The following is a 21,823-nucleotide window of genomic DNA, read 5'->3' on the forward strand; positions in this document are numbered from 1 at the left end:
GGCCGCGATCAGGGCGCGAACCAGACGTTCGACATGCGCGGGATGCGGAACGGCACGAAGCCCTTCACGTTCGACCGCACAGCCTGCACCTTGGTGAAGGAGCCGAACGGCACCGCATAGACCCGTTCCAGCACCAGCTTCTGCATCCGCTCGAATGCCTTCTGGCGTCCTTCCGGCGTCGGCAGCGTGTTCATGTCGTTCCACGCCGCCAGCACGTCGGGATCGTCCTTGCCGTCTTTCGGCTTATAGGTCGAGTTCGGTTGCATCAGGAACTGCATCGTCGCCAGCGCGCCCAGCGCCGGCTGCGTGCCCCAGCCTGTGAAGTGGAAATTCCAGCCCTGGGTGGTGTTCTGCATCATCTGCACCGAGGTCGGCCAGTCCACCACCTTCATCTGCGCGTTGATGCCCACCGCCTGCAATTGCTGCTGCATGACCAGCGCCGAATTGTACATCGGCGGATAGTCCTTGTTGGTCAGCAGGATCACCGGCTCGCCCTGGTAGTGCGCCTCTGCCAGGTATTTCTTGGCCAGCGCCGGGTCGTGGATGTTGTAGGTTTCCTTGCCGGCGTCGGTGTAGTCGGGCTGGTTCGGGTACTGGAACCCGACGTTGAGCTGGTAGTTGCCGTCGGACGCGGCATCCATGATCTCATCCATGTCCAGCGCCGCCTGGATCGCCTTGCGGACCAGCAGGTTGTCGGTCGGCGGGAAGGATGTATTCGGGTTGGCGATCTGAATCCACCAGTTCTTCAGCGGCAGGATGGTAATGTTCCTGTCACCCTTCAGCTCCGGTACCGACTTGGCCGGCACATCCTCCACCCCTTGCAGTTCCCCGGTGCGCAACCCGGCCACGCGGGCGCCGGGTTCCGTGACGATCCGGAACGTGACCGTATCAAAACACGCCTGCTTGTACCCCCCGAACCCGGTCCGCTCGGTGAACGTCACGTTCGGCTTGTAGCCGTCGAAGCGCTTCAGCTTCACCGCACTGCCCGGTACCGAATCCACCAGCGCCCACGGGCCGGTGCCGACCGGATGCGTGAGCTGCTGGGCTGGCACGTCGCGCTGCTCGGCCGGGATGATGACGATCGGCACGCTGAAGGACGACAGCGCGTCAATGAAGGTCGGCTGCACACGCTTCATGTGGATGACGAAGGTGTACGGGTCGGGCGCATCCCAGCGGTCCACGTTGTCCAGCGTGCTGCGCTGGTTGCCCACCTTGGCATAGCGGTCGAAGGAGGCAACGACGTCGGCCGAGGTCATCGGCTTGCCGTTATGGAACTGGATGCCCTTCCGCAACTTGAACGTGTAGGTCAGGTGGTCCGGCGACTCCTCCATCGCCTCGGCCAGTTCCAGGATCGGATGGTTGTTCTCATCGCGCGTCATCAGCGCTTCGTAGATGTTCATCGCGATATTGCGCGTCGAGATCGTCGACGACGTCATCTGGTCCAGCGAGTTGATGTTGGCTTCTTGCCCGAAGACAAAATCGCCGCCCATATGAGGACATTTGAACGGTTCGGCGGCGGCGGCCATCTGGCCCAGGCATAGTACGGAGAGCGCCCCAAGGGCGACTGAGAACGTGCGTCGCATCAACCCAACCCCTGCATGGCCGGAAGCGTGGCGATGCGGCCGCGGTGCGTCAAGACAGATTTTGACACACCGCGGCCGGCGCGGTCAGGCGAAGGGAGCTGGCTTGGCCTGACGGAATGGCGTATTCGTCTCCGCCAATTCGCGCAGAAGTTTGGATGGCGCCCAGCGATCTCCGTACTGCTGGTGCCACGCCAGGATCTGGTTGTAGACGTTGCGGACCCCGATGCCGTCCGCCCAGTACATCAGCCCGCCGCGATAGCGCGGGAAGCCAAACCCGTGCAGCCACATCACGTCGACATCGCTCGCCCGATACGCCTTGCCTTCCTCTAGAATCCGGCACGCCTCGTTCACCGAGGAGAACAGCAGCCGCTGGAGGATCTCGGTGTCGGTGAATTCCTTCTGGGGCACGCCCATCTCGGCGGCCACCTGCTTGATGATCGCCGCCACCTCGGGGTCCGGATGCGGGGTACGGTCACCCTTTTCATAGCGGTACCAGCCGGCACCGGTCTTCTGCCCGTAGCGCCCCATCTCCACCAGCTTGTCGGCGATCGGCAGTTTCCGGTAGTTCGGGTTCGCCGCCGCGCGCCGCTTGCGACCTTCGGCACCGATATCCAGGCCGGCGAGATCACCCACCGCGAAGGGGCCCATCGGATAGCCGAAATCGACCATCACCTTGTCCACCTGCTCCGGCAGACAGCCCTCCTCCAGCAGGATGACCATCTCGCTGTTGAACGGTGCACGCGAGCGGTTGGCAACGAAACCATCGGTGTTGCCGGCCATGGCCGAGATCTTGCCGATCTTCCGCCCGAGCGCCATGGCCGTTCGTAAGGTCTGCGGGGAGGCTTGCGCCGGGCGCACCACTTCCAGCAGCTTCATGACGTTGGCCGGGGAGAAGAAATGCGTGCCGGCCACCTTCTCCGGCCGCTTCGTCACCGCCGCCAGTTCGTCCATGTCCAGCGCCGAGGTGTTGGAGAACAGGAACGCGTCCGGCCGCATCACCTCGTCCAGCCTGGCGAAAACCGGCTTCTTGACGTCCATGCGCTCGAACACCGCCTCCACCACCACGTCGCAGTCCTTGATGTCGTCGTAGCTGGCGACAGGATGGATGCGCGCCAGGCGGCGCTCCATCTCCTCCTGCCCCAGGCTGCCGCGCTTCACCGATGTGGCGTAGTTCGCCCTGATCCGTTCCATGCCGCGATCGAGGGCTTCCTGCGTCGCATCCATGATCCTGACGTCGTAGCCGAAATCGGCGAAGGACATGGCGATGCCACCGCCCATGGTGCCGGCGCCGACCACGGCCGGCGCCTTGAAATCGTACGGCCCGACGTCGTTTGGCAGGTCCGGCAGCTTGGCCACCTCGCGTTCGGCGAAGAAGGCGTGGCGCAGGGCCTTGGCCTCGTCGCTGTTCTCCAGCTCCTGGAACAATTCGTTCTCGCGCCGGATGCCGGCATCGAAATCCATCGTGCAGGCGGCCTCGACAGCGGCGATGCAGTGATACGGCGCCAACTGGTTGCGCGCCTTGCGGGCAATGGATTTCCGCATGGCATCGAAAATTGCCGGATCGGCGGTCACGGATTTATCGCGCACGCGCGGCAGCGGGCGGCTGTTGGCGATCTTGCGCGCATAGGCCACCGCCGAGGATCGCAGATCCGCGCCCTCGGGCAGCACCTCGTCCAGGATGCCCAGCGCCTTCGCTTCCGGGGCCGGCACGTGCCGGCCGGAGGTGATCATCTCCAGCGCAGTCTTCGCCCCCGCCAGCCGCGGCAGGCGCTGCGTACCGCCGCCGCCCGGCAGGATGCCGATCAGCACTTCCGGCAGCCCGACCTTCGCGGAGGGCACCGCGATGCGATAATGGCAGGCCATCGCGTTCTCCAGCCCGCCGCCCAGCGCATAGCCGTGGATCGCGGCCACCACTGGCTTCGGACTGGCATCCAGCACGTCATAGGTGCGCTGGCCGACCGGCGGACGCTTGCGCCCGGTGCCGAAGCCGCGGATATCGGCCCCGGCGATGAAGCTGCGGCCATCGCCCATCAACACGATGGCCTTTACCGACGGATCGGTGTTCGCCTGGTTCAGGCATGCGACGATGCCGTCGGACACGCCCGGCCCCAGCGCGTTGACGGGCGGATAGTTGACGATGACGAGGGCGACGTCGCCGTCCTTTTCCAGGCGGACGACCGGTGAGTCGGACATGATTTCACTTCCTTCTTGATTGCGGATGGCCTTGGTTGCACGCGGCCGTTACAGCACCGCCTCGGCCACCACGCGCATCACATCGACGCTGGCGCCCTTCAGCACCATGGTGCCGACATGCCCGTCCCTGGCGACGGCTTTCCATGCCTGCAGCCGGTCGCGGATCATCTCGGCCGGCCCGACCAGCGAGATCGCGTCGATCAGCTTGTCCGGCACTTTGGCGGCGGCCTCGGTCTTCTTGCCGTCCAGGTAGAGGTCCTGGATCACCTTCGCATCGGCCTCGAATCCCATCTTCGACACCATGTCGTTATAGAAATTCTTCGACCGCGCGCCCATGCCGCCGATATACAGCGCCAGCTCTGGCCGGATCGCATCACGGCAGGCGGCTATGTCGGGGCCCATCTTGGCGCGCACGAACGGGGCATTGTCGAAGCCGGCCATCGTCTTGCCGGCCTTTTTACGGCCTTCCAGCGTCGGGCCGGTGACAACCTCGGGTGCGTCGGGGGAGAAGAAGATCGGCAGGTTGCCATCCGCCACCTCCCCCGCCGTGCGCAGCCCGGCCGGGGTGATGGAGGCGGTGAAGAACGATACGTCCGGATTGCCGTGCGCGATGCTGCGCAGCGGCCGGCCCAGCCCCGAGGCGCCTGGGCCGGTATAGGGGATGTCATACTGGTCGCCATGGAACTCCAGCGGCTTCTCGCGCGCGAGCACCTGCTTGATGATGGCGATGTATTCCTTGGTCCGCTGCATCGGCTTGCCGAACGGCACGCCGTGCCAGCCTTCCACCACCTGCGGGCCGGACGGGCCAATGCCGCAGATGAAACGATTGCCCGACAGCGCCTGCAAGGACAGCACCGTCATCGCCGCGCAGGCCGGGGTACGGGCCGGCATTTGCATGATGCCCGTACCGGCCTTGATCTTCGTCGTCCGGGCCAGAATCCAGGCCACCGGGGTCACCGCGTCGGTGCTGTACGCCTCGCCGGTCCAGACCTGATGGAAGCCGAGACGTTCCGCTTCCAGCACACGGTCCATGTCCAGTTTCGGATGCGGACCGGACATGTCGATGGTGATGCCAAGCTGCATTGTCTCTCTCCTCAGCGGACTTTCGCGATGACGGTGTCGCGGAACCGTTTCATGTTGTCCAGGGTCCCCTGCAGGGTCGGCGCGAACAGGCCAAAATCGAACGCAGTCACCCCGGCCTCACGCAGCGCCTTGATGTCACCGGCGAAATCCTCGGCTCCGCCGCTGAACAGCTTGCGCTGGCCGTCCACCGTGCCCTTCGGCTGCGCCTCGGGGTTGGACGACACGCGATAGGCCAGCGCGACAGATGCCGGATCGCGCCCCGCCTTCTCGGTCAGCCCGCGCAGCCGCGCTACGGCCGCCTTGTAGCGGTCCAGCGTGTCCATCGGGAATTGCGGGTTGGTGCCGATCGGATACCACGCATCGCCATAGGCGGCGGTCCGCCGCAGTGCCGGACCGCTTTCGCCGCCGACCCAGATCGGGATCGGCTGCTGCGGCGGCTTCGGCGGGAACAGCACGTCCTTGAACCGAACATATTTGCCATCGAACCTCGGGTGATCCGATGTCCACAACTCCCGGCACACCGCCATGAATTCATCGGTCACCGCGCCGCGTTCGGCAAATGGCGGCGCGCCGATGGCCAGGAATTCCTCCTCGCACCAGCCGGCGCCGATGCCCAGGGTCAGCCGGCCCTTCGACAAATAGTCGATGGTCGCCAGGATCTTCGCCGTCAGCACGGCCGGGCGGTGCGGCACCACCATCACCGACGTCACGATCCGCAGCTTCGTCGTCACCGCTGCGACGAAGCTGGCCGCCGTCAGCTGCTCCAGCCGGTCCGCCGCCGCGCCGGACGGAAACTCCCCCGAATCCGTGTACGGATAGCGGGAGGCGATGGAGGTCGGGATCATCACGTGATCGCTGACGGTCACGTAATCGAAGCCCAGCACCTCGGCCTCGGTCGCGATGCGCAACAGGCTGTCGGGATTGATCAACGGTCCGCTGGTCGGCGCGCTGCATCCGATCTGCATGGGGGTTCCTCCGGCTTGGATTGCGTTATGCCATCCGATAGCACACGATAAGGCGCTATCCGACAACGGCACATCCGCGGGGGCGTTCAGGCCATGGAGTTCGGCATCCATATCGGCACGCGCGGCTGCCTGACGACGCGCGAGAACATCATGGCGATGGCCACCGCCGCCGAGGCACAGGGCTACGGCACCATCGGTGTCGCCGACCATCTGATCGTGCCGATGCAGACCGGCGTCCGCTATCCGTACACGGCCGATGGCGTCTGGCCTGGCGCGCCGACCGGCGAATGTTTCGATGCCATCGCCACTCTGGCCTTCCTGGCCGGGTTCACGCAGCGGGTGAAGCTGTTGACCTCGGTGCTGGTGGTGCCGCACCGCCCCGCCGTGCTGACAGCGAAGCTGCTGACCACCGCAGATGTCCTGTCCGGCGGCCGGGTGATCGCCGGCATCGGCACCGGCTGGATGAAGGAGGAATTCGCCGCGCTGGGCACCCCGCCCTTCGAGGAACGCGGCGCAGTCACCGATGAGTACCTGGCCGCGTGGAAGGCGTTGTGGACTCAGGACAATCCCGCCACCCACGGCAGGCATGTGCGGTTCGAAAACGTCGTCTACCGGCCCAGGCCGGAGCGGCCGCCGCCGATCTGGGTCGGCGGCGAAAGCGCCCCTGCCCTGCGGCGCGCGGCGAAATTCGGCGATGCGTGGTACCCGGTCTCGAACAACGCGCAGATCCTGCTGAACACGCCGGACAGGTTGAAGGCCGGCATCGGCCGGTTGCACCAGGCGGCGGAGAAGGTTGGCCGCGACCCGGCCACCATCGACATCGCCTATGTCTGGTTCATGCCGCCCAGTTGGACACAGAAAACCAACGAGGACGGCAGCCGCCGCCTTTTCACCGGCAGCACCGACGCCATGTTGCAGGATGCCGCTGCCTTCAAGGCGGTGGGCGTGCAGCACCTGATCGTGTATCTGCAGCAGCCGACGATCGAGAAAACCCTGGAATTGCAACAGCGATTCGCCGAGGATGTGGTGCGCAAGGCATGATCGAGGATACCCCACTCGAAGACCTGATGGCACAAGCAGCCGCCAGGCGGGATGCGCTGTTCGGGCGCACCATCTCCTACTCACGCAAGGTGTTCATTCCGCTGACGAAGCTGTGCCGTGACGTCTGTCACTACTGCACCTTCGCGGAGCGTCCGCGCGCCGGTCACGCCGCCTACCTGTCCGCCGAGGAGGTGCTGGCCATCGCCAGGGCCGGCGAGGCCGCCGGCTGCACCGAGGCGCTGTTCACTCTGGGCGACAAGCCGGAATTGCGCTACCGCGCAGCACGCGAAGCGCTGGCCGAGCTCGGCCACGAAACGACCATCAGCTACTTGACGGCGATGTGCGCGCTGGTGCTGAAGGAAACCAGCCTGCTGCCGCACGTGAACCCCGGCGTCATGACGCGCGAGGATATCGCCGGCCTGCGCGAGGTCTCGGCCAGCCAGGGCGTGATGCTGGAATCGACCAGCGAGCGCCTGTGTCACCAGGGCGGGCCGCATTACGGTTCGCCGGACAAGCATCCGGAGGTCCGGCTGGAGACACTGCGGCTCGCCGGCGAATTGGGCGTGCCGTTCACTACCGGCATCCTGATCGGCATCGGCGAAACAAGGCGGGAGCGGCTGGAGGCGCTGGAAGCGGTTCGCGACCTGCATCGGGAGCACGGCCATATCCAGGAAGTCATCGTCCAGAATTTTCGGGCGAAACCACTGACCAAGCTCGCCGAAGCCGACGAGCCCGACCTCGACGACCTGTGCTGGACCATCGCCGCGGCTCGGCTCATCCTGCCCGACGACGTGCATGTCCAGGCGCCGCCGAACCTCTCACCCGGCGTCTATCAGAAGCTGATCAACGCCGGCATCGACGACTGGGGTGGCGTGTCGCCGGTGACGCCGGACCATGTGAACCCCGAGGCGCCCTGGCCGGAATTGGATGCGTTGGCGCGCCGCACGGCGGAGATGGACAAGATCCTGGTGCCGCGCCTGCCGGTCTATCCGGCCTGGATCGCACAGCCCGACCGCTGGCTGGATCAACGGATCGCCCCGCGCGTGCGTCAGCATGCGGATGCCGAGGGCTGGGCCCGTGACGACGCCTGGGCGCCCGGCCTGACCTTCGCGCCGAAACCGCGCGCCACGCTGCTGCACACGGTCGATCCGCAAGTGGATCGGATCGTCAGCCGCGCGCTGGAGGGCAAGCGGTTGGATGAAGCACAGATCGTGCGGTTGTTCGCAGCTCGAGACATCGACTATGAGCGGGTGATCAGCGCCGCCGACGATCTGCGCCGCGCGATGAGCGGGGAAACGATCCGCTACGTCGTGAACCGGAACATCAACTACACGAATATCTGCTACTATCGCTGCAAGTTCTGCGCCTTTTCCAAGGGCAAGACGCATGAGGCGCTGCGCGGCACGCCCTATGACCTCGACATGGATGAGATCGTCCGCCGGTCGGTGGAAGCGTGGGACCGCGGCGCGACCGAGGTCTGCCTGCAAGGCGGCATCCATCCCGACTATACCGGTGAGACCTATATCTCGATCTGCAGGGCAATCAAACAGGCCGTCCCCGGCATGCACATCCACGCCTTTTCGCCGCTGGAGGTGCATCAGGGCGCGGCCACGCTGGGCATTTCGCTGGCGGAATTCCTCGGCCGTCTGAAGCAGGCCGGGCTGGGCACACTGCCCGGCACGGCGGCGGAAATCCTGGATGACGAGATCAGGGCGATCATCTGCCCCGACAAGATCAACACCGCGCAATGGGTGGAGGTCGTCGGCACCGCCCACAGGCTTGGCCTGCGTACCACGTCCACGATCATGTACGGGCATGTGGAGGGCCCGCTGAACTGGGCACGTCATTTGCTGGTGCTGCGCGACTTGCAGGCGGAAACCGGCGGCATCACCGAATTCGTGCCGCTGCCTTTCGTCCACATGGAAGCGCCGATGTATTTGCGCGGTCTCGCCCGCAAGGGCCCGACCCTGCGGGAGGCGATCCTGATGCACGCCGTCGCCAGGCTGGCGTTGCATCCGCTGATCACCAACATCCAGACCTCCTGGGTGAAGATGGGGCCGGAAGGCGCGGCCATGTGCCTGAACGCGGGCGCCAACGACCTGGGCGGCACCTTGATGAACGAAAGCATCTCCCGCGCCGCCGGCACGCAGCACGGACAGGAATTCCCGCCGGAATCGATGGAGCAGCTGATCGGTTCGCTGGTGCGCAGCCCGATCCAGCGCGACACGCTGTATCGCTCTGTCGGCAACGAACGGCGCACGCGGTCCTTCAGCGCGGCGGAGCTGGCGCCGATCGTGCAAACCCCGCCGAAGAAGGCGATGGCGGCGGAGTCATAGCAGAAACACCGAGCGCAGGGACAGCCAGCGCAGGGACAGCCAGCACAGGCGCCCCGGCGCGAGGGCACCGGGGGAGCACGGGCGGGCGGCGGTGACGCCGGCCGCAGACCGCGGCGGATCGGCAGGAACAGGCGCGCCATGGCGGGAACGATGAGTAGAACGGCCCGTATCAGTCACCCGGTGTAACGCCTCCGTCCGAGCCGCTTCTTTTTGATGCAGGCGCGGATTTTCGATGAGGATCCGGATGGTCGGCCTTCGTCAGCGAAACGGATTGACGATCCGGATTCCCTCGATCTCATGGCCATGGCGCATGTCTTCAGAACATGGCTCCCGGCTTCCGCTCGCCATCGCGATGGCGGCGGAATCCCGTCAGGAATAGCCATGTTCAGCGCGGATGCGCATCTTTTCCCGGACGATGTCACCGAGACCGCTGCACGCGAAACCGGGACGAGGCGCTGACCCGCCCAGCCGCCGGTTCATGCGGCGGCGCATCCGCTCGGGATGGGCGGGCGGCCTGCACGTAAAACTCGGACAGCACCTGCGCCGACAGCGCGTTATCGCCACGGTCGAGCAGCGCAAACGCGCGGTCCCGCCATTCGGCATCGGCCGGGTCGCTGCTGATGGCGTAGAGCGGGATGTTGGTGCCCAGAGAGCGGGCTATCTTCATGCCTTACGCCTCACGCCGATGCAGCTCATTCCGCGACAGCCGGTCGAAACCACGGAAAGCGGTGATCCGAGCGCGGAACTCCCGCTCTTGGCACTTCAGGGACGGGAATTCGGTTTTGCCGGCGCCCACGATGGTCGCCAAGTGATCGACCCGGCCCCCAATCCGCGCTAACACGCCGCGCATGAGCAACCCCGCTTCCAGCGCCGCTTCCCTCGAGACCGACCTGTTCGCCCGCCTGCGCGAGACCGTCCTGGCCGCCCTGATCGACCTGGTGCCCGACCTGCCGCCAGAGATCGCGGCGCGCGTCGAGGTCACGCCCACCCGCGACCCGGCGCATGGCGACATGGCCACCAATGCCGCCATGGTCTCGGCCAGGGCAGCCAGGCAGCCGCCCGCGAAGATCGCCGCCGGCCTGGTGCAGACGCTGTCCGCCGACCCCGCCATCGCCTCGGTCGAGGCGGCCGGGCCTGGCTTCGTCAATCTGCGGCTGCGGCCCGACGCGTTCCGCGGCCTGCTGCCGGTGATCCTGGCGACCGGTGAAGGCTACGGCGATGCCGCGGTCGGCGCCGGCACCAGGGTCAACGTCGAATACGTGTCCGCCAACCCAACCGGGCCGATGCATATCGGCCATTGCCGGGGTGCCGTGGTCGGCGACTCGCTGGCCAACCTGCTGATCAAGGCTGGCTTCGACGTCACCAAGGAATACTACATCAACGATGCCGGCGCGCAGGTCACCGCGCTCGCCTGGGCCGCCTACTGGCGTTACCTCCAGGCGATCGGCTCGCCGCTGACCGAGGAGGAATTCGCCGCCGAGGTCCCCGGCGGGCTGCAATACCGAGGTGAATACCTGATCCCGGTCGGCGAGGCATTGGCCCGCGATCACGGCGCCGCGCTGGCCAGCAGCACGCTGGGCATCGCCGCTCCGGAATGCTGGATCGACACGGTGCGGGACTTCACCATCGCCGCGATGATGGCCGAGGTGAAGGAGGACCTCCGCCTGCTGGGCGTTCACCACGATGTCTTCGGCTCGGAGCGCGCCCTGGTCGCCTCGGGCACGGCCGACGCGATGATCGAGCGGCTGACCGCGGATGGCCTGATCTACGAAGGCGTGCTGGAACCGCCCAAAGGCAAGACCCCGGATGACTGGGAACCGCGCCCGCAGACCCTGTTCCGGTCCACCCAATTCGGCGACGACGTGGACCGTCCGCTTCGGAAATCCGATGGCAGCAATACATATTTCGCCAACGACATTGCGTATCACGCCGACAAGGCGGCGCGCGGCTTCGACTTGCTGATCGATGTGCTGGGCGCCGACCATGGCGGCTATGTCGCCCGCATGCGCGCCGCCGTGAAAGCCATCTCCGCCGGCCGGGTCGGGTTCGAGGCAGTACTGTGCCAGATCGTCCACATCATGCGCGGCGGTCAGCCGGTGCGGATGTCGAAGCGCGCCGGCAGCTATGTGACCCTGCGTGACCTGCTGGAGGAAGTCGGCCGCGATGCCGTCCGCTTCACCATGCTCACCCGCAAGGCCGACGCGCAGATGGAGTTTGACCTGGACCAGGTCCTGGCCACCACGCGCGACAACCCCGCGTTCTACGTCCAATATGCGCATGCCCGCTGCCGGTCGGTCCTGCGCGCCGCCGCCGAGATGTTCGATCCGGCAACGATCACCCACGGGGCGCTGGCGGAAGCCGCCTTGGACAGCCTGTCGGATGACGCGGAACTGGCGGTAATCCGTCGCCTCGCCGCCTGGCCACGCACCGTCATCGGTGCTGCACTTGCGAAGGAGCCGCACCGAATCGCATTTTTTCTCTATGACTTGGCGGCCGATTTTCATATGCTATGGAACCGAGGCCGGGATGATACGACGCTGCGCTTCCTACAGGCCGAGTATCCGACGGAAACGCGGGCTCGGCTCGCGCTGGTCGCCGCAACGGCAATCGTCATCCGCTCCGGCCTGGCCGTGATGGGGGTCGAGCCCGTCGAGGAAATGCGCTGACCGTCAGCCAGGCTGGCGGCCGGCTACAGGAGGCGCCAGCAAATGTCGGACGACGCCAGCATCCAGAACCCTGGCTATACCGCACGCCGTGGCGGCCGCTATGGCAGAGCACCACGCGGCACCGGCCTCAGCCCCGACAACCGTCGGCTGATGATGTACGCCGGCGGCCTCGGGGCCGTCCTGGTCGTGATGATCGGCGCCTCCATGCTGACCGGCCGCCATAGCGGACCGCCGCCGGTGGTGGAACCGGCCAGCGGCCCGGTGCGCGTGAAGCCCGAGAACCCGGGCGGCATGAAGATTGATGCGGCGGAGAGCGACGTCTTCTCCGGGGCGCAGGACACAGACAACGCCAAGCTGGCTCCGGCCCCCGAGGTACCGAACCCGAACGGATTGCAGGCACAATCGAAGCCGAAGCCCAAGCCGGTCCCCACCGCCGAGGCGCCGGCTCAAGCCGCCGCCAGGACGGTCGAGCCGGCGAAGCCGGTGGCGCGGGAAACGCCGGCCATCAAGGACGCCGGCCATGAGGCGGTGAAGGATAAGGAACCGGCCGCGAAGGTGGCCAGGGACGCGCCGACCCCGGCCAGGACCACGGTGGCCAGCACCGAACCGGCGGCCAAGCCAACGTCCGGAGCGTCGTCCGGTCATGCCGCGATCCAGCTCGCCGCCCTGTCGTCGGAACAGGGCGCGAAAGAGGAATGGCAGCGCCTGCAACGCCAGATGCCGGAGCTGCTGGGCGGCCGCCAGCCGATGATCCAGAAGGCGGAGCATGAGGGCAAGACCTTCTATCGCCTGCGCACCACCGGCTTCGCCGACCTGTCCCAGGCGCGTGGCTTCTGTGACAAGGTGCGCGCCAAGGGCGGCTCCTGCTCCGTCGCGACGTTCTGATGCCACGCGTGGCCGCCTGACAGCCATGAAGGCGGCGCAATGAAGGCGGCGATCGTCGGCATCGCGGGCCTGGCGCTGGAGCCGGAGGAAGCGGCTCTGTTCCGAGCGCAGCCGCCGGCCGGCGTCATCCTGTTCCGCCGCAACGTGCACGATCCCGGCCAGCTCCGTCGTCTGACCGCGGCGCTGCGGGACGTGCTGCCGCCACATGCCGAGATCATGGTGGACCAGGAAGGCGGCCGCGTCGCCCGCCTGCGTCCGCCGCACTGGCAGGCACATCCCGCGGCCGGGGTGATCGGTGCCCTGACGCCGGATCGGGCCGCGCGCGCCGCCTGGCTGACCGGGGCGTTGATCGGCCTGCAATGCGCTGACGCCGGGTTCACCATCGCCGCCGCGCCCGTGCTGGACATCGCCATCCCCGGCGCACACGACGTGGTGGGGGACCGCTCCTTCGGTGCCGATCCAGATCATGTCGCGCGCCTGGGCCGAGCGATGGCGGACGGGTTGATGGCGGCCGGCATTCTGCCGGTCGGCAAGCACTGCCCGGGCCATGGCCGCGCCAGCGTCGACAGTCACCTTGCACTGCCGCGGGTCACCGACGATGATCTGTCTGCCGACATCCTTCCCTTCGCGCTGAACGCCGATCTGCCCTGGATGATGACGGCGCATATCGTCTACGACGGGCTCGATCCCGCGCGACCGGCCACGTTGTCGCCCGCGGTGATCGAAACCGTGATCCGTGGCCGCATCGGCTTTGAAGGAGCGTTGGTGACTGACGATCTCGCGATGAAGGCGCTGTCCGGCGCGCCCGCCGACAAGGCGGTGGCGGCGCTGGCGGCCGGCTGCGACCTGGCGCTGTATTGCGACGGCGACCTGCCGTCGAACATCGCGGTACTGCGCGCCGTGCCGGTGGTGACACCGGCCGCCGAACGCCGGCTGGCGCGTGGCCGGGCGTTGCTGGCGGCGCGCCGTCGGGAATGGGAAGCCGGGCTCCTTGACGCAGGAGTGCTGAGCGCGGAACGGGCAAGCCTGCTGCCTGCGGTACCCCAGGCCACCTCCCGAGCATGAACCACAGTTTCCTGCTGGACCTGGCGCTGGCAGTGATCCCGGTGGTGTTGGCGATCACCCTGCACGAGGCGGCGCATGGTTATATGGCGCTGGCGTTGGGCGACACCACGGCGCGTGATGCCGGCCGGCTGTCGCTGAACCCGATCCGCCATATCGATCGCGTCGGCACCATCATCCTGCCCGGCTTCCTGCTGATCACCCAGTTGCTGCTGCCGCCGCACCGCGTGCTGTTCATGTTCGGCTGGGCAAAGCCGGTTCCGGTCTCCGCGTGGCGCTTCCCCAACCCGCGGCGGGGCATGGCGATCGTCGCGATCGCCGGACCGGCGATGAACTTCTTCCTGGCCTGGCTGGCGGCGCTGTTCTTTCCCGTCGATGTGCCGATGACCTTCGGCACGGCGGTATTCGCCCAGTTCCTGACCTTCTTCATGCTGACCAATGTCGTGCTGGGCCTGTTCAACCTGCTGCCCATCCCACCGCTGGATGGCGGGCGCATCGCCGTCGGGTTTCTGCCGCTGCCGATCGCGCGTGTCTGGGCGCGCATGGAACGCGCCGGGCTTATTATCGTGCTGCTGGGGGTCTTCGTGCTGCCGCAGCTTCTGGGCATCGACCCTGTGGGCACCGCGCTACGCACCATCCTGCCCAAAGTGTTCCGTCTGTTGTTCCTTCTGGCCGGCCACGGCGACGCCGGGGACGGTATGGATGTCGATATCTGAAGCCGTTGGCAGGAGCCCCACCGTGAGCCTCGCCATGAGCTCCAGCGACGGCCCCGTTGGGGGTCCCGCCGGGCCTGCGGCCAGCGATGCCCCGCCGCCGATCGACGGTGGCGAGAACCTGCTGCTGCATCTCGACGGGTTCGAAGGTCCGATGGACCTGCTGCTGGATCTCGCCAGGGCGCAGAAGGTGGATCTGGCGAAGATCTCCATCCTGTCGCTGGTCGACCAGTACCTGGCAGTGATCGAGGGCGCGCGGCGCGTCCGACTGGAACTGGCCGCCGACTGGCTGGTGATGGCGGCATGGCTCACCTGGCTGAAATCCCGCCTGCTAGTCCCCGCTGCCGCCAATGACGACCTGGAAGACGGCCCGCTGGCTGCCGAGGCATTGGCCGAACGCCTGCGGGAAATGAACGTAATCCGCACCTTGGCCGCCTGGCTGGCCGCTCGGCCGGTGATCGGCCAGGACGTGTTCCGCCGCGGCATGCCGGAGAGCCATATCGACTATGACCGCTCTCGCATCCTGATCGAGTCCGGACCATTCGTGCGCGCCTATCTGGAGGCAATCCGCCGCGGCACGAGAAGCGCGACCTACAAACCCCGGCCGCTGACTCTGTGGACGGTGAAGGATGCGCTGGGCCGGCTGGCCGACCTGGTCGGCAGCCTGCCGGATTGGACGACCCTGGAGGCCTTCCTGCCGGAGAACCTGGGCACCCCGACGGAACGCCGGGCGGCGCTGTCCAGCACGCTGATGGCCAGCCTGGAAATGGCACGCGGCGGCGCGGTGCGGCTGCGGCAGGACGAGACCTTCGGCCCGATCCTGGTGCAGCGCGGCAATGTCTTGCCCGGCGCCGTGTCTCTGGAGGAGCCGCGGCCAGCAGATTCGGAGGAGGCGTGAATGCGGCCGGCCCACGTAGGCGTGGCGGGGGTCCGCCGCGCGCGACCTGGACGAAACTGGTTTAGACTGTCGGCATGTGCGACTCGAACAGATTCGAGCCCGAGGGCGCGCGCGTGCCGGCGGCGGAAACCGAGGCGGCGGCGGAAACCGGCGACATGACGGGCGCCGTCCCGTCGGCGCCGGCCGAGCAGGAGGCACCGACCGCCGCCGGCCAGGCACCCGACTGTGACACCGCCAGCGATGCGGTGATGACCGGCGAGGCGGTCGAAACCGCGGCCGAGACGGATGGCGCGGCTGACCGCGGGATCGTCACCGGCGGCGACGGCACGGGTGGAACGATCGCCGGCACAGTGCCCGGGCAGCACGCTGACGCCGTGGAGGCAGCGGCCGCGCCACGGGAGGTGCTCGGAGGCGCCCCCGGAGGCGCCCTTGAAGACACTCCGGGAGATATGCCGGAGGACGCGCCAGGAGTTGCGCCATCATCGGCGGAGCCGCGCGCGCCGGACGAGGACTCGCTGCGTCTGGCCGAAGCGCTAATTTTCGCCAGTGCCGACCCGGTGCCGGCGCGGACATTGCAGCGCCTGCTGCCCGACGACCTGGACGCCGAGTTCGTTCTGGCGGTCCTGCGCGAGCACTATGCAGGCCGCGGCGTGGAACTGGTCGACGCCGCTGGCGGGGTGATGTTCCGCACCGCTCCCGACATCGCGCCCCGGCTGCGCAAGGTGGTGGAGGTTCCGCGCCGCCTGCCGCGCGTGGCGATGGAGACCCTGGCGATCATTGCCTACCATCAGCCGGTGACCCGGCCGGAGATCGAGCATATCCGCGGGTCGGCGCTGTCGCAGCAGACCCTGGACTCGCTGCTGGAACTTAACCTGATCGCGCCGAAGGGCCGGCGGGAGACGCCGGGGCGCCCCACGCTATGGGGCACAACTCCCGACTTCCTGGCGCATTTTGGCCTGAAGGACCTGCGCGAGCTGCCGCGGCGCGAGGACCTGTTGCTGGACCCCGTCCCACCCCGGCCGGAGACGGTGACGCCCGATCTGCGGACACCTGAACGGCCGGCGCCGGCCGTCACGGCGGAAGCGGCGGCGGAGCATGCTGTCCAGGAAAGCGCCACCGGGGAAGGCACCGCTGGGGAAGGCACCACCGACGAAGGCGCCACAACGGACCAGGCAGCGGAAGAGAAGGCCGTGGCGGAACGATCCGTGTCGGCCGATGCGCCGCCGGATACTGGCGGGTCGGCTGACACGCCGGGTGACACCGCGCATCCCGCCGATGGCGCCCAATCCGACTGAGCAGGTCCGGGCTGCTCGGACCGGCTGCATGAACCGACCCGCGGCGAGCGCCGGTATCATGGTCGGCGCGGGATTTTCCTTATCGTAAGCTCCGTCGTCATGGCGGCCCTGCGGCCGCTATCGCGGGTACGACCGGCGGAACGGTCGGCGTCCATGACCCCGCACCTTCCGCACCCATGCACAATCCGCGCGACACAGGACAAAGTGCAGCCCACCAGGAAACGCAGCCACACTTATGAGTGGATCCGGCAAATCCTATCCAAAATTGCGTATACCGATATTTCTCAATTCCAGATTGCTACTGCGCCCGCAAGGGCTTCGGGTGTTTTCGCCCGGAACATATCTTTAACAATTCGTGACGACGAGCAGGGTTGTTTCGTTACAGCATGCGGATAGGCCTGCGGCCTCGCCTCGACGAGGCAGGCCCATTTCCACAGCCATGTAACAACAAGTATGAGGATATCGATGAGAAGAGCTTTGCTCTTATGCACGGTCCTGGCCGCCTTCACTGTGGGCCGGGAAGCACACGCGACACCGATAACCGGACATATCAGTATCGACGGTGTCACAAACTATACGGAGACACAACCGTCAGTTTTCCGATCGGGGCAGGCAACATAGAAACCCAGACCGCAACCGGCAGCTTCGCAGCAATCCTTGCTTCCTGTTGCACCTGATGTGTAACATTATGCGGCTTCGACTTCGCCGCGTTCTCCGCGCCGATGACCATCTACGAGGCCACACTGGATGCAACGACGATCAGCTTTCGTCATCACTGGTATCAAAGGCTATACAACCGATATGATACGCTGTTGATCTATTGCCCTCGGCTACGCGACCGAAACCGGCTACGGCGGCACGCTCGGCACCCTGATCATCTCAAGCGAGGGCGGCGAGGATACGAACGTTTCGTTCTCGGCGACGACGATCGCGACGGCTATACCGGAGCCATCCTCCGTTGCCATCCTTGGGGGTCGGTCTGATCGGCCTCAGACTGCTGCGATCGGACACGTCGCCTCACAGGCACCGGCTCGGCATGTTCCTGCCGCGTGCCAGCTAATCGAGCCAGCCGGCCGCCAAACGATGAAGCAGGGCCGACCGGGCCGATTGTTACGATATACGACTGGCCTGTGTCGGCGGCGCCGGCCGAAGCGCCGCGTGGCGGACCGGGTTCCTGAATGACAGGCCTCGGACGGCAGGCTTGCGATCAGCTCTGTCTCCACGTCGCAATCATGTGCCCTGGCTGAGTAAAGGCAGGAAGCGGATGGCTGCGGACAGGCGCGCCACGGCCGAATAAGCCCCGCACCGCCCGGAGGCTTCATTGACACATCGACCGCCGCGTACCGCCCTGCCGCCCGCGTTCAGGCGACTAGGCTGGTCCAACCTGCTTGCCCAGTTCTCGGAACAACTGGCCCTTGCGGCGGCCCCGCTTGCCGCCGTTCTGCTGCTGGCCGCCAGCCCATCCGATATCGGCTGGCTGCAAACCGCACAGACAATGCCGTTCCTACTGCTGTCAATCCCGGCCGGGCTCATCGTGGACAAGACCTCCCGACGCGCACTTATATTGGGATCGGAGGGATTACGTTCTCTGACGCTCGCCGCCTGCGTCCTGCTGTTGCTGAGTGGCGGACTTACGCTGCCGCTGCTGGCGGCACTGGGCTTCGCGGGCGCCATCGGCACGGTTTGCTACAGCGTCGCCGCCCCAGCGCTTCTGCCAACCCTGGTGCCCACCGCGCGGCTTGCCGATGCCAATCGCTGGCTGGAACTGGCGCGCAGCATCGCCTACGCCGCGGGGCCGGCGCTTGGTGGCGCGCTGGTCGGCTGGATCGGAGCGCCGATGGCCTATGCCGTGGCGACCGCTTTGTCCGTTCTGGCCGTCACGTCGCTGATCGGGCTTCCCACCGCGGTCCCTTCACGGGAGCAGGCGATCGACCAGCGCCGTGCCATGATGAGTGACTTGCGGGAAGGCGCGCTTTTCATCCTGCGCCACGACCTCCTGCGCCCGGTGCTCCTCACGGCCATCGCCTTCAACACGGCCTGGTTCGTGCTGCAGGCGGTTTTCGTTGCGTATTCGGTGCAGAATCTCCGCATGAGCGCCACGGCGGTTGGCCTCACGCTGGGAATATATGGTGCCGGCATGATCGCCGGTGCACTGGCGACGCCGGCCATCGCCCGGTGCGTGTCGTTCGGCACGCTGGTGCTGCTTGGACCGGTCGGCGGCTTCGTCGCCGCCTTGGTGATGCTCCTGACACTCTGGATCGCATCCCCGCTGCTCGCCGGGCTGAGCTTCTTCCTGTTCGGAGCCGGACCGATCCTCTGGACGATCGCGACCATCACGCTTCGGCAGGCGGTGACGCCGGTCACCATGCTCGGACGCGTATCGGCATTCATCATGACGGCGACATTCGGCGCCCGCCCGATCGGAGCGGCGATCGGCGCGGCCCTTGCGTCGCGTGCCGGCGTGGCGGCCTGCCTGGCGGTCGCTGCCGCCGGCTTCTTGATCCAGCTGATGGTGATCGTCTCGTCGCCGGTGCCAAGGCTGCGGACTCTGCCGCAGCCGGCGCCTGTATGTCCCGCTACCGTTGCAACGACTGCATGATCGTCTCGAAATCCAGCACCGGGTTCTTCGAATAGGCCGTCACATCGTCCAGCGGCACCACATCACCTGGCAGGATTCCACCCAGCACGCACAGATAGGACCGCATCGCCGCCAGCCGATCCTCCCCAGGCGGCATGTCGCCGAAATGGACCATGCCGCACGCGTCCTCATCCTCCACCACTCCATCCGCCCGGCGCAGCACGCCTGTCAGCGTGTCGGTGTCGAACTGCGCCTGCCGGAAGGAGACATAGTTGGCCACCGCCTGCACCGGCGCGCTCAATGCGTTCCGCCCGAACAGGCAGGCTCGGTTGCGCACGATCCGCCCGATCAGTTCCAGCGTCGGCGCATGCCGGCCCAGGTTCGGAATCCCCAGCACCGACGCGGAAAACCCGTTCAGATCCGCCGGGTCCCAGGCATCGTCCAGCAGCAACGAGCCGCCATAGGCCTCAGCCCATTCCAGTGCCGCCTCACCCATGCCGGGGGCGATGATCCGATCGCCCATCGCCAGCGATTCCAGCACCGGCCCCAGCGGACGGTCGAACATCACCGCCGTGTCCACCGACAGCACTGGCTGAAAGCTGAACGCGTCCGGCCAGCCGGTCACCGCCAGCCTGGCAGCGTCGCGCGCGGCGGCATCGGCGGCCTCGCATCGGATGATGACAAGATGGCCCTTCATATCGCGCGGCCGCAGCGCCTGCATCTGCTCGGTTGCGAAATCCGTCAGCACGGCCACATCGCCGTCATAGCCACTTGGCCCGGTCAGCGACTGCAGGCTGATCGACAGCTCCGCCATCACGTGCGGGTCCCCGAACGCGGTGTAGACGACCAGCGGCCGGTACCGGAATACCCGGTCGATCCGCCAGCCATCCCGCAGCAGGGTCAGCCGGTGCGGGAACTCCGCCAGGTCCAGCGGCATGTTCCAACGCAGGTCCACCGTCAGGCCGCCGATCCGAAGCAGGAAGCCCGGCAACAGCTCCGCCTGCGAACGGGTCGGCGGTTCATCCGACTGCACCAGCCAGCGGGACGCCACGATCTCTCGCAGCGCGTGGAAATCGGCCGTGGTCACTGGCAGGAAGCAGGCTGTCGAATCGATCTCCGCCTGCACGAGGTCCATGTCCTCGCCGGGCGTCCGAGCGACCAGGACGCGGCCGGTGTGGGAGAGGATCAGGCTGCGGTGATCGGGAGAGCGGGTGAAATGCCAGCCTCCCATCGGCCCTTCGGTCAGGCCCACCGACAGGCGGTCCACATCGTCCTTCATCAGGTTCAGCAGGCTGACCTGCAGCACCCGGTCCAACTCCCCCAGGGACAGCAGGTCCACGTCGTCGAACGGCCCCAGGATCGGCCGATGCACCACGACGCTGTCCGCACGCCGGCGGCACAACACGGTTCCGTGCCAGGAAAGCAGTTGGGTGATGACTCGCGCTCCGTTCCTTCGGGCCGGGCGGCCTGGTCCAGCCGGAATCGCCGGGCTGGACGGGCGGGAGCGCACGCGGCACCATGACGCGGCGCGGGCCGGCGACACGGCGACATCGGCGAAACCCACGCGAAAGCAACCACTTGCGCGGCGGGACCGGCTACGACCGGCTGCCCTATAGCTATCTGAACTGGGGGCAACGTGACAACACGAATAGGCATCGCGGGCATCACCGGCCGGATGGGCCGCCTGTTGGTCGAGGAGGTGCAGGCCGCCGGTGCCATTCTCTCGGGTGGCTGCGCCCGGTCCGCCACACCCGGCGGCGCGCCGATATTTCCGGATATCACCGCGCTGGCTGCCGCATCGGACGTGGTGATCGACTTCACCAACGCCGCGACCGCCCAGGCCACCGCCGCCGCCATGGCGGCGTCCGGAAAACCCTGGGTCCTGGGTAGCTCCGGCCTGTCGGCGGCGGATGAGGCGGCAGTGGAAGCGGCTGCCCGCGCCATCCCGGTGATCTATGCGTCCAATTTCTCGGCCGGGGTGAACCTGGTGCTGGCTCTCGCCCGGCAGATGGGCGCCGCGCTGCCGGCGGATGCCTATGATGCCGAGATCGTGGAGATGCACCACCGCCAGAAGGTGGATGCGCCCTCGGGCACCGCCATCGGCATGGGCCGGGCGGTGGCGGCCGGACGGGGCGTGCGGCTGGAGGAGGTAATGGAAAGCGGCCGCGACGGCCATACCGGCCCGCGCCGGACCGGCGCCATCGGCTTCGCCGCCCTGCGCGGTGGTCAGGTGGTGGGCGAGCACACGCTGATCTTCGCCTCGGGGACGGAGCACATCGCCCTGACCCACCGTGCCTTCGACCGCCGCAGCTTCGCCACCGGCGCAGTGCGCGCCGCGCAATGGTCGATCGGCAAACCCGCCCGACTTTATTCGATGATGGATGTTCTGGGCATGGGCTGAAGCATCGGCGGAAACGGGCCGTTCGCCTTGACCGTGCAGGCGCTTTCCGCCACACAGCGCGCACTTGGCATCCTGCCGGCGGCCGCCGTCCTGGCGGTCGTAACCCATCCCCCAAAGGTGAGTG

16 protein-coding genes are annotated in these 21,823 nt (G+C 67.0%); 10 read left to right on the top strand and 6 right to left on the bottom strand.

The window, feature by feature from the left end; translation table 11 throughout:
- Nucleotides 1–8: 8 nt before the first annotated feature.
- The 4 genes from VHC04_RS01315 to VHC04_RS01330 all read right to left on the bottom strand — a co-directional run bounded on the left by VHC04_RS01315 (nt 9) and on the right by VHC04_RS01330 (nt 5,824).
- Nucleotides 9–1,583, bottom strand: coding sequence for an ABC transporter substrate-binding protein (locus VHC04_RS01315; protein ID WP_325677140.1), 1,575 nt, complete (start codon nt 1,581–1,583; stop codon nt 9–11).
- A gap of 84 nt (nt 1,584–1,667) precedes the next feature.
- Nucleotides 1,668–3,776 carry a 3-hydroxyacyl-CoA dehydrogenase NAD-binding domain-containing protein gene (locus VHC04_RS01320; RefSeq protein WP_325677142.1) on the bottom strand — a complete coding sequence of 703 codons (2,109 nt, stop codon included), beginning with the start codon at nt 3,774–3,776 and terminating at the stop codon, nt 1,668–1,670.
- Nucleotides 3,777–3,824: 48 nt separating this feature from the next.
- Nucleotides 3,825–4,859, bottom strand: a complete 1,035-nt coding sequence (locus VHC04_RS01325) for an LLM class F420-dependent oxidoreductase (RefSeq protein ID WP_325677144.1) — start codon at nt 4,857–4,859, stop codon at nt 3,825–3,827.
- 11 nt (nt 4,860–4,870) lie between these two features.
- Entirely contained in the window at nt 4,871–5,824 is a 954-nt protein-coding gene (locus tag VHC04_RS01330) for a TIGR03619 family F420-dependent LLM class oxidoreductase (RefSeq protein WP_325677146.1), read from the bottom strand.
- 93 nt (nt 5,825–5,917) lie between these two features.
- Here VHC04_RS01330 and VHC04_RS01335 point away from each other — a divergent pair, with 93 nt between their 5' ends.
- Nucleotides 5,918–6,865, top strand: coding sequence for a TIGR03619 family F420-dependent LLM class oxidoreductase (locus VHC04_RS01335; protein ID WP_325677148.1), 948 nt, complete (start codon nt 5,918–5,920; stop codon nt 6,863–6,865).
- Nucleotides 6,862–9,201, top strand: coding sequence for a 5-amino-6-(D-ribitylamino)uracil--L-tyrosine 4-hydroxyphenyl transferase CofH (gene cofH / locus VHC04_RS01340; RefSeq protein WP_325677150.1), 2,340 nt, complete (start codon nt 6,862–6,864; stop codon nt 9,199–9,201). The genes VHC04_RS01335 and cofH overlap by 4 nt, the downstream gene beginning before the upstream one ends.
- Before the next feature lie 418 nt (nt 9,202–9,619).
- On the opposite strand, the gene VHC04_RS01345 is transcribed toward cofH, so the two are convergent.
- Nucleotides 9,620–9,868, bottom strand: a complete 249-nt coding sequence (locus VHC04_RS01345; RefSeq protein WP_325677152.1) for a hypothetical protein — start codon at nt 9,866–9,868, stop codon at nt 9,620–9,622.
- 181 nt (nt 9,869–10,049) lie between these two features.
- Here VHC04_RS01345 and argS point away from each other — a divergent pair, with 181 nt between their 5' ends.
- The 7 genes from argS to VHC04_RS01380 all read left to right on the top strand — a co-directional run bounded on the left by argS (nt 10,050) and on the right by VHC04_RS01380 (nt 19,319).
- Nucleotides 10,050–11,867, top strand: coding sequence for an arginine--tRNA ligase (gene argS, locus VHC04_RS01350; RefSeq protein WP_325677154.1), 1,818 nt, complete (start codon nt 10,050–10,052; stop codon nt 11,865–11,867).
- A 42-nt stretch (nt 11,868–11,909) separates the two neighbouring features.
- On the top strand, nt 11,910–12,752 hold the full coding sequence (locus tag VHC04_RS01355; protein WP_325677156.1) for an SPOR domain-containing protein: 843 nt from the start codon (nt 11,910–11,912) through the stop codon (nt 12,750–12,752).
- A gap of 39 nt (nt 12,753–12,791) precedes the next feature.
- Nucleotides 12,792–13,817: a beta-N-acetylhexosaminidase gene (gene nagZ / locus VHC04_RS01360; protein WP_325677158.1), complete on the top strand. Its 1,026-nt coding sequence runs from the start codon at nt 12,792–12,794 to the stop codon at nt 13,815–13,817.
- Nucleotides 13,814–14,530, top strand: coding sequence for a site-2 protease family protein (locus VHC04_RS01365; protein WP_325677161.1), 717 nt, complete (start codon nt 13,814–13,816; stop codon nt 14,528–14,530). Before nagZ ends, VHC04_RS01365 begins: the two co-directional genes overlap by 4 nt.
- 34 nt (nt 14,531–14,564) lie before the next feature.
- On the top strand, nt 14,565–15,425 hold the full coding sequence (locus tag VHC04_RS01370) for a segregation and condensation protein A (RefSeq protein WP_325677163.1): 861 nt from the start codon (nt 14,565–14,567) through the stop codon (nt 15,423–15,425).
- A gap of 74 nt (nt 15,426–15,499) precedes the next feature.
- Nucleotides 15,500–16,720 carry an SMC-Scp complex subunit ScpB gene (gene scpB / locus VHC04_RS23010; RefSeq protein ID WP_408903762.1) on the top strand — a complete coding sequence of 407 codons (1,221 nt, stop codon included), beginning with the start codon at nt 15,500–15,502 and terminating at the stop codon, nt 16,718–16,720.
- Nucleotides 16,721–18,041: 1,321 nt separating this feature from the next.
- The gene (locus tag VHC04_RS01380; protein WP_325677165.1) at nt 18,042–19,319 is read left to right on the top strand and encodes an MFS transporter; all 1,278 of its coding nucleotides are present in this window, start codon (nt 18,042–18,044) and stop codon (nt 19,317–19,319) included.
- Here the strand turns inward: VHC04_RS01380 and VHC04_RS01385 are convergent.
- Nucleotides 19,297–20,673, bottom strand: a complete 1,377-nt coding sequence (locus VHC04_RS01385; protein WP_325677167.1) for a hypothetical protein — start codon at nt 20,671–20,673, stop codon at nt 19,297–19,299. The genes VHC04_RS01380 and VHC04_RS01385 overlap by 23 nt on opposite strands.
- A 261-nt stretch (nt 20,674–20,934) precedes the next feature.
- Here VHC04_RS01385 and dapB point away from each other — a divergent pair, with 261 nt between their 5' ends.
- Complete coding sequence (dapB, locus tag VHC04_RS01390; RefSeq protein ID WP_325677169.1) at nt 20,935–21,699, top strand: 4-hydroxy-tetrahydrodipicolinate reductase; 765 nt, start codon at nt 20,935–20,937, stop codon at nt 21,697–21,699.
- Nucleotides 21,700–21,823: the final 124 nt, after the last annotated feature.

The organism is Rhodopila sp. (assembly GCF_035548095.1).
In the GTDB taxonomy this organism is placed as follows: domain Bacteria; phylum Pseudomonadota; class Alphaproteobacteria; order Acetobacterales; family Acetobacteraceae; genus Rhodopila.